This window comes from Alteromonas sp. K632G (genome assembly GCF_017653625.1).
GTDB lineage: Bacteria > Pseudomonadota > Gammaproteobacteria > Enterobacterales > Alteromonadaceae > Alteromonas > Alteromonas naphthalenivorans.
This window is the reverse complement of sequence record NZ_JAGGDM010000017.1, coordinates 19548-33333: the sequence shown is the minus strand read 5'-3', so window position 1 is coordinate 33333 and position 13786 is coordinate 19548. Positions and strand designations below refer to the sequence as shown.

11 protein-coding genes and 1 other RNA gene are annotated in these 13786 nt (G+C 45.7%); 7 read left to right on the top strand and 5 right to left on the bottom strand.

Annotation, left to right across the window (positions count from 1 at the left end; all coding sequences use genetic code 11):
• Nucleotides 1-71: 71 nt before the first annotated feature.
• The 5 genes from J5X92_RS15900 to ssrS form a co-directional block, all read right to left on the bottom strand.
• Nucleotides 72-683: a 5-formyltetrahydrofolate cyclo-ligase gene (locus J5X92_RS15900; protein WP_244360903.1), complete on the bottom strand. Its 612-nt coding sequence runs from the start codon at nucleotides 681-683 to the stop codon at nucleotides 72-74.
• Between the two features lie 54 nt (nucleotides 684-737).
• Nucleotides 738-2357 carry a GAF domain-containing hybrid sensor histidine kinase/response regulator gene (locus tag J5X92_RS15895; protein ID WP_208806095.1) on the bottom strand — a complete coding sequence of 540 codons (1620 nt, stop codon included), beginning with the start codon at nucleotides 2355-2357 and terminating at the stop codon, nucleotides 738-740.
• Nucleotides 2358-2432: 75 nt separating this feature from the next.
• Complete coding sequence (locus tag J5X92_RS15890; RefSeq protein ID WP_013782977.1) at nucleotides 2433-3374, bottom strand: nucleoside hydrolase; 942 nt, start codon at nucleotides 3372-3374, stop codon at nucleotides 2433-2435.
• A gap of 22 nt (nucleotides 3375-3396) precedes the next feature.
• Nucleotides 3397-4293, bottom strand: coding sequence for a ribokinase (locus J5X92_RS15885; protein WP_013782978.1), 897 nt, complete (start codon nucleotides 4291-4293; stop codon nucleotides 3397-3399).
• Between the two features lie 21 nt (nucleotides 4294-4314).
• Nucleotides 4315-4496, bottom strand: a non-coding RNA gene (gene ssrS, locus J5X92_RS15880) — 6S RNA.
• A 394-nt stretch (nucleotides 4497-4890) separates the two neighbouring features.
• On the opposite strand from ssrS, the gene J5X92_RS15875 reads away from it, so the two are divergent.
• From J5X92_RS15875 to J5X92_RS15845, 7 genes are all read left to right on the top strand, one after another.
• A complete protein-coding gene (locus tag J5X92_RS15875) occupies nucleotides 4891-5457 on the top strand; it encodes a UPF0149 family protein (RefSeq protein ID WP_208806094.1) in 567 nt (188 codons plus the stop codon).
• 151 nt (nucleotides 5458-5608) lie between these two features.
• Complete coding sequence (gene pepP / locus J5X92_RS15870; RefSeq protein WP_208806093.1) at nucleotides 5609-6979, top strand: Xaa-Pro aminopeptidase; 1371 nt, start codon at nucleotides 5609-5611, stop codon at nucleotides 6977-6979.
• Nucleotides 6976-8217 (top strand): FAD-dependent oxidoreductase, encoded by a 1242-nt coding sequence (locus tag J5X92_RS15865; RefSeq protein WP_208806092.1) that lies wholly within the window; start codon nucleotides 6976-6978, stop codon nucleotides 8215-8217. The genes pepP and J5X92_RS15865 overlap by 4 nt, the downstream gene beginning before the upstream one ends.
• Before the next feature lie 72 nt (nucleotides 8218-8289).
• A complete protein-coding gene (locus J5X92_RS15860; protein WP_208806091.1) occupies nucleotides 8290-9495 on the top strand; it encodes an FAD-dependent monooxygenase in 1206 nt (401 codons plus the stop codon).
• Nucleotides 9496-9746: 251 nt separating this feature from the next.
• Nucleotides 9747-11390, top strand: coding sequence for a M28 family metallopeptidase (locus tag J5X92_RS15855; RefSeq protein ID WP_208806122.1), 1644 nt, complete (start codon nucleotides 9747-9749; stop codon nucleotides 11388-11390).
• Nucleotides 11391-11498: 108 nt separating this feature from the next.
• A complete protein-coding gene (locus J5X92_RS15850) occupies nucleotides 11499-12374 on the top strand; it encodes a DMT family transporter (protein WP_208806090.1) in 876 nt (291 codons plus the stop codon).
• Nucleotides 12375-12418: 44 nt separating this feature from the next.
• On the top strand, nucleotides 12419-13717 hold the full coding sequence (locus tag J5X92_RS15845; RefSeq protein WP_208806089.1) for a Xaa-Pro peptidase family protein: 1299 nt from the start codon (nucleotides 12419-12421) through the stop codon (nucleotides 13715-13717).
• The last annotated feature ends 69 nt before the right edge of the window (nucleotides 13718-13786 follow it).

Below are 13786 nucleotides of genomic sequence, written 5' to 3'. Positions count from 1 at the left end.
CTAACTAAATTTTCATCAGTTTACCGGAAAACCGCTAGCTAACCCACCGTGATAGGGGAATTTACGGTGCGTTATGTACGATTAAAGCTCAACTGCTGTGTGGGGGTGACAATTGCGTTTACAGGAATGTCCCATTGCTGAACGGGAAGTTGGTCTACTTGCTGGCAATCGTGGGCAATACCAATGAGTTTTGGCTTTATCATTTGTGCTTGAATACTAGCTAACGTGCGGTCGTAATAGCCACCGCCCATGCCCAAACGATTTCCACTCGCATCGAACCCTACCAATGGCATAAGTATCACCTGATGATGGAAAGTCGGAATAACATCTGGGCAGGCTAAAACTGGCTCTTCAATGTTGTATTTGTTCACGCGCATTGGCGTTTTTTCTGAATATCGAAGAAAAAGCAGGTGACCTTTGCAAACCGGATGCAACACAGGCAAAGAGGTATAAAGGGCAGATGCGTTGTTCAGCTTCCAGCAAGCATGCATAAAAGGGCGTAAGTCAACTTCACCGTCGTTAGGCAGGTAACAAGCAATAGATGATGCGTTGGTAATATCGGGCAATGACATGAGGTTGTCGCGTACTGCGATAGCAGCGCGCTGCTGCTGTGATTCAGGTAATTCGTTGCGCAATGCTCTTAATGCCTTTCGCAATGTTACTCGTGATGTTTTTTTTGGCATAATTTGTGACGTGTTCCGTTCCATACAGCAGGCTTCCAGTGGCTCCACGTTGTCTTACTTTCCTAAATAGTGATTAAGTACCCTAATAAGCTCTGCGTTTTCAACGGGCTTGGTGAGTAGGTCGTCTAAGCCATTTTTTAATAACAAATCTCGTTGCGTGATAACATCTGCGGTTAAGGCTATAACAGGTAGTGTGGCGCGCACTTTCTTAATTTGCCGAGTGGCTTCTGTTCCGTCAATTCCCGGTAAGTTGATGTCCATCAGCACCAAATCTACAGGATTAGATTTTACATACTCTACGCCTTCTTCACCGCTACCTACAACTGATATTGGCAAACCAAGTTTATCAAATATGGTTTTTATCACTATCTGATTAATATAATGATCTTCCACTACTAATACGTAAGAGTCAGTAGGAATATTTAGCTTTTGGGGCTGTAAAAGCGCGGGGTCGTGTTCGTTAGTATTGGCACTAACTTCTTCAGCAGGAATGGCTACGCTTACACGCGTACCTTCGTTTAGCTTACTGTTAAGTTTTATAGACCCCCCCATCAACTCAACCAGTTTCTTGGTAATATTTAGGCCTAAGCCTGTACCATCAAATTGATGCGCGTTCTGCATTCGCTCGAATGGTGCGAAGAGCTTTTTTTGTTCCTCTTCGCTAATGCCAATACCTTCATCTTTAATCGCCAGCAACAAATTCCCTTGCTTGTACTTTACTTGAATGGAAACGTGCTTGTTGGCATGGGTATATTTAATGGCGTTCGACAATAGGTTTAGGGCTACTTGGCCAAATTTAGTGTCGTCAAAATTGAGAGAGTGGGGAACATTGTCATCAATAGCTGAATTAAAAATAACATTCCCGTCTTCAGCGCGAATTCGGGTTAATGAGAATAAATGAGTGAAAAAGTCAGCTGTACCTACAGCGCGGGGCATGACGCGCATTTTACCCGCTTCTATTTGCTTCATATCCAACACAGAGTTCACTATTTCAAGCAAGCGCTCACCGCTTTTGCTTATATGCCCAAGCGAGTCTGTAAAGTTAGTGGGCAGTGAAAGTTGCTTGGCTTCGCCTTCAAGCAAGTTGCTGAACGTGTTTATCGCATTTAGGGGCGTTCTAATTTCATGGCTAATGTATGAAAGAAAGTCAGATTTAAACTGGCTGGTTCGCTCAAGTTCTCTGTTCTTACGTTTCAATTCCAAATGCGCAACCACTGATTCACTTAATGTCTTAAGTGCATTGCGTTGAAGACTAGTTAGGGTTTTGGGTTTATCGTCTATTGCGCATAACGTGCCAATGGCATGTCCTGATGGCGTTAATAGCGGTGCGCCGGCGTAGAATCGAATATTGGGCTCGCCCGTCACTAACGGGTTATCATGAAAGCGCGGATCTTCTTTTGCGTTAGATACTTCGAACACTTCACGCTGTAAAATAGCATGTGAGCAAAAAGCGATATTACGAGAGGTTTCGGTGGCTTCAATCCCTACACGAGATTTGAACCATTGTCTGTCGGGGTCAACTAGGCTAATTAATGCAATGGGCGCGTCACAAATTTGTGAAGCAAGTTGAGTTAAGTCGTCGAAGAGTTGTTCGGCGTCCGTATCAAGTACATCGTAGCTTAATAGCTCTCTAAGACGCTGTTCTTCGTTTGCTGGAACCTTGGCAGGGATCATTCTTTCACATTACCTCAACTCAACTAAAATGTGAAAACAGGAGGCCGACTACCATAGAAGAGCCTCCTTTCACATCTATAAAGCGTAGGTGTCTATGAACAATTGTTCCAATTTAGCGTGATCTACTTTTGTAGCCACTTTAATAGTGTTCGCATTGTTCCACAGTGGGCTAGGGGTTGTACCCTTAGGGGCCACTGCTGTTTGACCACGATCCAGCTCGCCAGTACCAACACGAACATGACCTTCGGTGAGTTCGAATAACTCAGGGTGGCGTAAATGTGCAAGCGGGAATGCATCGTGGAAGAAACAAACACGATCCTCACGATTGGCTGAATAGAAATCCATATAGAACTGGGCAGTGTCTTTTACAAAACCACCAAGCTTCGCATTCTTTTCTTCTAATGTTTCAACAAAAGAAGGAGAAAACGGCGTGTCGTTAGTTACGTCTAAGCCGAACATGGTTAAGTCCCAATCTGCACCAAATACAATTTCAGCAGCGTAGGCATCGTTCCAAATATTTGCTTCGGCAAGTGGTGTTACGTTACCACGTACAAAGGCTGCGCCGCCCATAATGGTAACGCCCTTGACTAACTTGGGCAGTTCTGGCTCTAAACGTAGTGCTAGCGCTAAGTTACCTAATGGGCCGATAGCTACAAGCGTCACTTCGCCAGGGTATTTACGGGCCATATCCACAATAAACTGAGCAGAACTACGAGGGTCTAGTTCGGTTTTAGGCGCTTCTGGTTTAATGTGACCAAAACCATAATCACCATGTACAAAATGCGCGTACGTTGATTCAGGGCCCACCCAAGGCATACCAACACCTTTGGTTACTGGAATGTCTTTACCTGCAATTTCGCAAAGGGTAAGGGCATTCTGTGCCGCCATGGTGACAGGTACGTTGCCGTAAACTGTGGTTAAACCAAGTACTTCAATATCTGGAGACTGAAACGCAAAAAATATTGCCATCGCATCATCGATGCCAGGATCCGTATCTAAAATTATCTTATGTGCCATTAATAATACTCTAGTGCGTTTTTTATTTAGTGTGCTTTGCCAAGAAACGGTCTACTTCTTTCTGCGTAGGAATACTCTGCGCAGCGCCCTCTCGGGTAACCGCAATAGCAGAAGCTGCACAACCTCTAATTAATGCACGTTTCGCATCAGTGTGAGTACTGTAAGCAGATAAAAAGTAACCTATAAAAGTATCGCCAGCGGCGGTGGTATCTACTGCATCAACAGAAAACGCTTCCACTTCTATGGTATCGTTTCCTCTTAACATCATTACACCCGCTTTACCTAGTGTAATAATAACTTCGCAATGAGACCACTGCTCTTTAAATACCGTGAGAATATCGTCTAATTCTTCTTTATCCGTTAATGCTGCTGCTTCCGTCTCGTTTACAATCAGTAAATCGATACAATCTAAAGGAAGGGCTTTAACCGACTCACTCATAGGTGCAGGGTTAAAGGCAACTTTAAGCTGACTTTCTTTTGCCAAGCGAAGTACGTCAGCAATACTGCTGGTTTCGTTTTGGGTAAGTACCCAATCGGAAGACGACGTATCTAACAAGGCTTTGTTTACGGTATCGGCAGTAATGGTTTGGTTTGCGCCACCAAATAACACAATAGCATTTTCGCCACTGGGCGTTACTTGAATAATGGCATGACCTGAAGGGGTTTCAGAGCATTTAACACCACGACAATCTACGCCTTTTTTAATTAGCGTTTGTTTGAACGTTGCGTCATTTTCATGAATGCTACCTACGTGACGAACATCTGCACCGGCTTGCGCTAGGGCAATTGACTGGTTCGCACCTTTACCACCAAGTAATTGTTGGTAGTGAGTAGACGCAAGAGTTTCACCAGGTTGAACGAAGTGATCTACCTGATAAACATGATCGATATTAATAGAGCCAAAATTTATTATTGCCATTTCTTCTTCCGTCGAAAGAGGGCGTCTCCCGAAATGCCGCTGTTCATCGTTCGCCCGTGAACCGAAAGTTCAGGGCGGAAGCATCACTATGGCCGTAGGCTTCTCGATACGAGCCGAGCTTGCACAGTAGCCATGGTTTCAACTTCCTAGTTTAATAGCATCGGCCAGGGACAAGAGTGAACTGGCGAACATTCCAGGAAACATTGTTATTGTATAACGCAACAGGGTATATCAAACGCGGTGTGGGGTGAAGTAGATCACCAAAGCGCCAATGAATTATTTGCGTAGCTAATTTAACCATTACTGATGAGATTCGATAAATCTAATCTTGACCAGTTGGTCAGCAATTATACACGCTATTCACTTAAGCTCAAATTTGCTTCGCTTAAGTAAGGTCTACTTTACTCATTTACCTTAATCTGCTGCAAAGGAAGTTCCATATCCAGTAACGACGATCATAGAGCAATTGATCCTATGTTGCCAGTTAAAACCCATAAGACCAGTACTACTTGAATAACATCTGACCAAATCACCAATGGTGTGTTTTATAGCGCTATTTTGCTAATATTAAGTTTCAACGAAAAAGGAAACCTATTTGTGGAAAAACAGCTCGATTACGACAGCGTTAGCAACAAGTTATCGCAACACGGCATAGTGGTAGATGGCGCCGAAGTTCACGGGATTTTATGTGGCATGTTGTGTGGCGGAATGTCGCTAACCGATCAGAAGTGGCTTTCTGCATTAAGTGACACTGTTAATCAAGGTGAAAACTTCAACGATGCGACCACTTATCTGTTAAACACATTGTTTAATCAAACGTGTCAGCAGTTACTTGAACCTGAGTTCGCCTTACAGTTAATGCTGCCTGACGATCAAGCCCCTATCAATGACAGAGGCGAAGCGTTAATTAATTGGGTGCACGGCTTTATGTTAGGGTTTGGCTTACACCAGCAAGATTTAATGCAATGTTCTGCCGATGTAAAAGAAGCATTAGAAGATTTTGCTGACATCGCCCGTATGGAAGAACCTATGGATGCCGATGAAGAGTCGGAACGCGCCTTATTTGAAGTGATGGAATATGTGAAGATATCCGCTATTTTGTGCTTTAGCGAATTAGGGCAGTCTTTGCTTGATGATCAGCAAGATAAGCCATCTGTTCATTAAATAAACAATCTCAAGCTTGTTGGAGCGCGTAAGCAATAAAACGTTGTTCCATAAGGCATGAGTGAAGTGACAAGCAAGGGTAATCTTTCGAATAGCATGATCGTCATTAGATGCATGAGTTTTATAATATTGATGAAGAAAGGCGAATGAGATGATTAGTGCGCAAGAATTTATCGCTCGTCAAGATAGACTGTTAGCGCAATGTTTGCCTAATAGTGTCTGTGTTATTCCGGCAGCAGGTTTAGTGACCCGAAGCCGAGATACTGAATACTTGTTCAGACAAAACAGCGACTTTTGGTATTTAACCGGGTTTGAAGAAGCCGACGCTTGGTTAATTTTATCGAATCATCCACGCTATGGTGAAAGTTATCGTGCCATGGTGTGTTTACCAAAAGATAAAGACGCTGAAATTTGGCAAGGCAGACGTTTAGGCGCAGAAGCGGCACTATCACGCTTTAGCCTAGATGAAGCCTTTGAGCTATCTGAACTAGGTGATGCTTTGCTTGAATCACTTCAAGGCCAAGACCATCTTTATTTCGCCTTAGGTGAAAATGAAGAAGCCGATGCACAGGTGAATAGCGCTGTTGCTACTTTGCGCAATGCACCAAAAGAAGCCTTAGCACCCAAAACTATTACCGACGTTCGCCCTATTTTGCATGAAATGCGGGTGTTTAAATCGGCCTGTGAAGTGGCCATGATGAAAGCCGCCGCAGAAATTACCGCCCGCGCGCACAAGCGGGCTATGCAATATGCCAAACCTGGCTGCTTCGAATATCAACTGGAAGCGGAATTACATCATGAGTTCGCTATGGCTGGGGCTCGCGCGCCGGCTTACAGCACAATTGTGGGTAGCGGTGAAAATGCCTGTATTTTGCATTACACCGAAAATTCATCCCAAACCCAAGACGGCGATTTAGTACTAATAGACGCAGGCGCTGAATTTCAGGGTTATGCCGCTGACATTACCCGTACTTTCCCCGTAAATGGTAAATTTACTAAGCCCCAGCGCGAGATATATGAGCTGGTGTTAAAAGCACAAGAAAGCGTATTGGCCATGCTTGGGCCAGGTATTACCTTAACCGATGCTATGACCCACAGCGCTGAAGTCATCACCGAAGGCTTGGTTGCCCTTGGCGTGTTAAAAGGCTCGGTAGGTGAAAACCTTGACCAAAAAGCATGGCGGCAGTTTTACATGCACGGGCTAGGGCACTTTTTAGGCTTAGATGTGCATGATGTAGGTAACTACAAATTGAACGGCCAAGACCGCTTATTAAAACCCGGCATGGTGCTTACCGTAGAGCCGGGTATTTACATTGCTAGCGACAGCGATGTGCCTGAACAATACAAAGGTATTGGGGTGCGTATTGAAGATGATGTTGTGGTGACAGCAACAGGCGTAGATATTCTAACCGCCGATGTACCTAAAACCGTGAAAGACATCGAAGCCCTGATGCAGCCAGCTAATAAAGAAAATACGGCAGAAAGTAAAAAAGAAAATACAAAAGAAGGTTCAAAAGCGTGAGCCAGCAAGACGTAGTGATTGTAGGTGGCGGCATAGTAGGCTGCGTGTTGGCTAAAGGCCTATCTGAACAAGCCGGCCTTTCGGTGACTTTGGTAGATGCTGCCAGCCCCTCAAATGCAGCTAGCTCTTCCAATGCAAGCAGCTTCTCTAATGAAAGCAACGTCTTTAACCCGTTAACCGATACGCGGGTAATCGCCCTTGCTAGGCGAACAGTCAATGAGTTAGATGCCATGGGCGTAGGGCTAGCTGAGCTAGCAAAACAAAACCAAGGCAAAATTGAACATATTGAAGTAAGCGATAAAGGTGGTATTGGCTTAACGAATTTATCGAGCAGTGAATTTGGTATTAACACCTTTGGGCAAGTAGTGTCGCTAAGTGCGCTTACCCATAATGTGATGTCGCAAAGCAAGCAGTATCAGCACATTGCACCCGCCACGGTCACTCATTTAGCCCGCGAAACCGACGGTACTGCAGTTACGCTTAATAACGGCAGCACTATTAATGCAAAACTATTGGTGATTGCCGATGGTGGTCGCTCTTCACTTGCTCAGCAAGTAGGGCTTACCCGCCACACTGACGACTACCAGCAAGTGGCTATTATCTTCAATGCCCATACTAGCGAGCCTCATCACAATAAAGCTTACGAGCGTTTTACCAAAAACGGGCCCGTTGCATTTTTGCCTTTCGACAGTGAAATTAATAGGCATGTGGCGAAAGGAAAAGGGTTTTCCGTAGTATGGACGGTTGCTCGTGAGCACGCGGAATCACTTATTCAGCTTAGCCCTGAAGCGTTTATTCGGCGGTTACAGCAAGAATTTGGTTACCGGCAAGGGCAAATTACAGCCATCAGTGAATTGGCTAGCTACCCACTAGCATTAAGTTACACCGATGCACTTACCAGCCATCGTGCGGTAGTGGTAGGTAATGCGGCCCAAGCATTGCACCCAATTGCAGGGCAGGGGTTTAATCTTGGACTTCGCGATATTATTACCTTGGTGAACACGCTTAAAGGCGTGGCCGATCCGGGGGAATTCAACGTACTTAATGATTACGCCGCCAAGCGCAGTAAAGACAGAACCGCCACTATTACGTTAACCGACACGTTAGTACGTACGTTTTCAAATAGTTATTTTCCCTTAGTGGCAGCAAGAAACATGGCACTAACTGCATTAAATGTGATGCCAAGTGCGAAGCGTGCGTTTGTGCAGCAAACCACAGGATATGGGCGCAGTGTTTAAGCTATAGGGCTGGCAAGATACAGCTAAAACCAAGACCTAGAACCCAAAAAAACAGAAAAAAAGAGAGCCGATATGCAACATGCCGATATCGCCATTGTAGGCGGTGGAATAGTAGGGTTAACCCTGGCCGCAGCGCTAAAAGACGCGCCGTGCCGTATCGCTATTATAAATAAAGGCTTGATAGACCAGCCACTAGGCGACAAGCCAGGGGCACGGGTTAGCGCAATTAATCAGGCTAATATTAGCGCGTTGAAAAAAGCCGATGTTTGGCAGCATATCGATGCAAGCAGAGCTAACCCGTACAATGCCATGCACGTGTGGGATAAAGACAGCTTTGGTGATATTCACTTTGCAGGTAACGATACTCACTTTGCTGGTAAAGATACTGGGGGTGAACTAGAAAGCGATACCTTGGGCGTTATTATCGAAAATCAGGCTTTAATTAATGGCCTAGCCCATTCGGTACTAAAGCAAGATAACGTTGTGGTAATTGATACCACCATAGAGCGTGTATTAAGTAGCGCTCAGCAAAACATGCTAATGCTAGAAAACGGCGATGCGCTGTCGTGCAGATTATTAGTAGGCGCCGACGGTGCTAATTCCTTCGTGCGCAAACAAGCTAATTTTCCTATTACGTTTCGCGATTACGAACACACCGCCATTGTTGCTAACATTCGTACCCAACAACCTCATGAAAACGTAGCGCGCCAAGCATTCACGCCAACAGGGCCATTAGCGTTATTGCCTATGCGCGACCCCAATGTATGCTCTATTGTATGGTCGCAAACCCCAGATGCCGCTAAAACCTTACAAGGGTATTCCGATAGCGAATTTTGTAATGCGCTAGTAGCGGCAAGCAACAATGCATTAGGCCCAGTATCGCTTGAAACCTCTAGAACCGCATTTCCGCTAACGATGCGTTATGCTCGAGAATGGGCAAAAGATGGCATAGTGCTGGTGGGTGATGCTGCCCACACTATTCATCCCTTGGCGGGGCAGGGGGCCAACTTAGGTATGCAAGACGCATTAGCCTTGGCTACATTACTCGGTACCTTGTTAGAGGAACAAAAAGACATAGGCCAGCTTCGTTACCTGCGCCCTTACGAGCGAGCGCGTAAAACCGAGGCAATGAAGATGATTGCCGCGATGGATGGGTTTAAATTTTTATTCGATGGCAACGACCCGCTTAAAAAGCTAATTAGAGGTGTAGGCTTAGCCGCTACCGATAAACTTAGCGCGGTTAAACAGGCTTTTGTCAACCACGCAATGGGGCTTTAAACACATTCAGGCACAACCGATCACATTTTCAGTCACGTTATCAGCCACATTCAAGCCGCATACAAAAGCAGCCAAATACGCCCAAATGCATACCAACGATTGAGCTAGGCGCTGTATAACGATACTCTTAAGGTATCTGTTTTATACAAGCGCCTAAATTAATGATAATTCGTCAATTTATCCAGAAAGTTTGTTTTACTTCTTCGTTTACTGTTCGCACCTCTTCACTTACTACCAGTAAGTCTGGGCTAATGGCTTTTGCCTTATTGGCGCTAGCCAGTATAGGATCAGCCAGTGTAGCGCTACCCGCGTTAGCGCAGGCAGATACGCCTTCAACGCTTGCCATCAGCGACAGCGACTTAGACTTATATCGTACTCATGTTAGTACGTTAGCAAGCGACAAGTTTGAAGGCCGCGGGCCCTTGTCAGCAGGCGAAACCCTTACCGTTAATTATTTAGTGGAAGCCTACAAAGCCCTTGGTTTAAAACCGGCTTTTGGCGATAGCTACACCCAGCCTGTGCCCTTGGCAAAAATTACCCCTTCAAGTGATATGGCCTTAACCTTAGGCCAGCACACCTTTGCTGGTGGCAGTGCATTCACCGCTAGAACTCAACGAATTGTGAAAGACATCACATTAAAAAATAGCGATGTCATTTTTGTGGGCTACGGCATTAATGCGCCTGAATATAATTGGAATGACTACGCTGGGTTAGATGTGAAAGGCAAAACAGTGGTTATGCTGGTGAACGACCCTGGCTTTGCGTCAAAAGACCCTGACTTATTCCAAGGCAATGCCATGACCTACTATGGCCGCTGGACTTACAAGTACGAAGAAGCCGCCCGTCAAGGCGCTGAAGCCGTATTTATTGTTCACGAAACCATGCCTGCTGGTTATGGCTGGGGTGTGGTTGAAAACTCTAACTCAAATACCAAATTCACCTTAGTAGATAACAATAAAAACTTATCTCAAGTTGGCGTAATGGGGTGGTTACATCTTAATACGGCACGTACGGTGTTCGAACAAGCTGGGCTAGATTACGCCGCACTTAAAGAACAAGCATCAACGCCAGGGTTCAAACCTATTCCTATGAAAGTGAAAGCCTCGTTGACCTTTTCAAATACCATCACCCATGCTCAGTCGCTGAACGTAGCCGCCATATTGCCCGGCGCATCGGCCGCAGACGAGTGGGTAATGTTGCATGCCCATTGGGATCACTTAGGGAAAAGTGAGAAAAACGGTAAAACCGTGATTTATAATGGCGCGGTAGATAATGCCTCGGGCGTGGCCGGAGTGCTAACCCTAGCCAATAACTTGGTAGCACAAAGCGAGCAAACACCGTTTGAACGTACCCTAATGTTCAGTGCATTTACTGCCGAAGAAACCGGCTTACTGGGCGCCGATCACTTTGCCAAAAATCCGCCTATTCCAACCGCTAATATGGTGGCGTTTTTAAATATAGACGGCATGAACGTAAATAACGCGGTAGATTATATTTTGCAGTATGGCGAAGGGTACTCTTCACTTGAAGATGATTTAAGTGCTACTGCCGCAGCGCAAGGGCGCTCGGTGAAGCTCGATCCGCGCCCACAAAATGGGTTGTTCTTTCGCTCTGATCATTTCGCGCTTGCTCGCCAAGGCGTGCCTTCATTATTGTTTATGAGCTTAGGCGATACCGACCCTAATTTTATAGCCAAACGCTATCACAAGGCCGACGACGATTACCTACCAAGCTGGACATTGGGCGGCGTACAGCAAGACTTAGCCTTAATTGGCACTATGATGTCTAATTTAGCAAACGGCGAGCAATGGCCGGTTTGGAAGCGCGATTCTGATTTTAAGAAAAAGCGTGCGCTGGATACCGCCGCGCCCAAAGCATTAGATGCACCACAATAAGCGCTAGCTCGGTAAGTAGCTCGGTAAGTAGTTCGGTATGTGACATGCACAGGTATATCGGGTACCGCCTGTAACACGAAGTTAGCAACAAAAAGCGAATCTATATCGATGAACTGGGTATTTTACACCCTAGGCGCGGTAGTCTTACAAACTGTTCGTAATGCCCTGCAAAGCAAACTTAGCACCCACGTAGATACCGTGGGTGTAACGCTTTCTCGATTTCTATTCGCGCCGCCTATAGCGCTTATTTACGTGGTGGCGCTGCATACTACATCGCCACAGCAGATACCTAGTTTTAGCCACCATTTTATTATCATGGTGTTGCTGGCTTCGGTGCTGCAAATAGCTGCCACGGCATTCATGGTTATGCTATTTAAACAAAAGAATTTTGCCATAGGAGCCGGGCTAGCCAAAAGCGAAGCGCTGGTAGCCGCTGTGTTGGGCATGCTTTTCTTTGGTAGCTATTTAACCGTGCTTGGCTGGATAGGTATTGCCGTAGGAGCTGTGGCTGTATTTGTACTAAGCAGCGGGAATAGAGCAAAAGGCTTAAGCTTAAAAACCCTAGTAATAGGTATAGCTTGCGGTACGTGTTTCGCGCTTACGTCGTTATTCGTAAGAGAGGCTAGTCATATGCTTGCTATGCCATTTGTTCACGGGGCTGCATGGGTACTTCTATGGGTGCTATGTACACAAGCAATAGGGTTAAGTGTATATATATTATTTACTAACCCGAATGTTTTCAGGCAGCTGTTTGAACGATTCACCCATACGTTGGTTATCAGCACGGTAAGCTGTTTAGGCTCTATATGCTGGTTTACAGCCATGGCACTTCAACATGTGGCCTTAGTAAAAACACTGGGGCAACTAGAAGTGCTATTAACCTTATTGTTAGCGCACTATTGGCTTAAACATAAAGTGACTGTTCAGGAAATAGCAGGCTTGTTCTTAATTGCGATTGCCGCAGTACTTGTTATGTGGGCGTAGGCAAAGCCAAAGCCTTCACCACTATTATTACTAAAGGAATGATAATGAAAAAACGCGATTTTCTTAAACTTTCAGGCGCGGCAGCATTAGCCCCTTTGGCGTTAACGCCACTAACCAGCCTGGCAGCAGCTAATGCAACAGCCAGCGCTAAAAACAGTTCATTATCGTTACAACCTATTACTTCTGGTATTTCGCCCATTACCAATGCCGAGCGTGAAGCGCGTATTAAAAAAGCGCAGTCGTTAATGGCGCAGCATAATATGGCGGCCATGATCATAGAGCCGGGCGCGGCCATGGATTATTTCTCGGGTATTCAGTGGTGGCGCAGCGAGCGCTTAACGGCATTAGTCATTCCGCAAAAAGGTGAGGTAGCCGTGGTTACTCCCTTCTTTGAACAACCCAGTGTGTTAGAAAGTTTAAAAGTGGGCGACGACGTACGTGTATGGCAAGAACACGAAAGCCCGTTCGATGTGGTCGCCAACATATTAAAATCTCGCGGCATCGAAAAAGGCAATATTGGCTTTGAAAGCAGCGTTCGCTATTTTGTGGTAACAGGCGTAACCAAGGTACTGCCAAACATGAATATTGTGGCAGCCGAGCCGGTTACCCGTGGCTGTAGAATGTATAAAACGGCGGCTGAACTTACCCTTATGCATAAAGCCAACGAAGTTACCCTTCGTGCTTACGAGTATGTATTCAGCAAGCTTGAAATTGGCATGAGCCAAGCCCAAGTGAAAAGTTTAATGAATAGCGCACAGCAACAATTGGGCGGTAGCGGCGCATGGTGCTTGGCATTGTTCAACGACGCCAGTGCGTACCCGCACGGCACCAATGCCAAACAAACCATTAGTGAAGGCTCGGTAATATTGTTAGACAGCGGCTGCAGCGTACATGGGTATCAGTCGGACATTAGCCGTACATTGGTATTTGGTAAAGCATCACAGCAGGTGGTAGATGTTTGGAATACCGTGCGTAAAGGCCAAAACGTAGCGTTTTCTGCGGCTAAAATTGGTACGCCAGCAGGCAAAGTAGATGATGCGGTTCGCAAATATTATGTTACCCAAGGCTACGACAAAGACTACGCGTTGCCAGGCTTAAGCCACCGTACAGGCCACGGCATTGGTATGGAAGGCCACGAAAGCGTGAACTTTGTGCGCGGCGAAACCACACCACTTAACAAAGGCATGTGCTTTTCAAATGAACCCGGCTTATACATACCAGGCAAATTCGGTGTGCGCCTAGAAGACTGTTTATACATGACCGACAAAGCGCCGGTTTACTTTACCGAACCACCAGAAAGTATTGAGAAACCCTTGGGTAAGTTGGTGCCTTTAAGAGCGTAAAGCAAGGTGACGGTGGGCTAGTTTCTGGCATGTGGCCTGGTATTCAGCAGTTATCTAGTAGCTATCTCG

Excerpts from the sequence above, each read along its gene's own strand:
- J5X92_RS15860 (WP_208806091.1), top strand. The coding sequence starts at position 8,290 with ATGCAACATGCCGATATCGCCATTGTAGGCGGTGGAATAGTAGGGTTA.
- J5X92_RS15845 (WP_208806089.1), top strand. The coding sequence starts at position 12,419 with ATGAAAAAACGCGATTTTCTTAAACTTTCAGGCGCGGCAGCATTAGCC.
- J5X92_RS15895 (WP_208806095.1), bottom strand. The coding sequence starts at position 2,357 with ATGATCCCTGCCAAGGTTCCAGCAAACGAAGAACAGCGTCTTAGAGAG.
- J5X92_RS15850 (WP_208806090.1), top strand. The coding sequence starts at position 11,499 with ATGAACTGGGTATTTTACACCCTAGGCGCGGTAGTCTTACAAACTGTT.
- pepP (WP_208806093.1), top strand. The coding sequence starts at position 5,609 with ATGATTAGTGCGCAAGAATTTATCGCTCGTCAAGATAGACTGTTAGCG.
- J5X92_RS15890 (WP_013782977.1), bottom strand. The coding sequence starts at position 3,374 with ATGGCACATAAGATAATTTTAGATACGGATCCTGGCATCGATGATGCG.
- J5X92_RS15900 (WP_244360903.1), bottom strand. The coding sequence starts at position 683 with ATGCCAAAAAAAACATCACGAGTAACATTGCGAAAGGCATTAAGAGCA.
- J5X92_RS15855 (WP_208806122.1), top strand. The coding sequence starts at position 9,747 with ATGGCTTTTGCCTTATTGGCGCTAGCCAGTATAGGATCAGCCAGTGTA.
- J5X92_RS15885 (WP_013782978.1), bottom strand. The coding sequence starts at position 4,293 with ATGGCAATAATAAATTTTGGCTCTATTAATATCGATCATGTTTATCAG.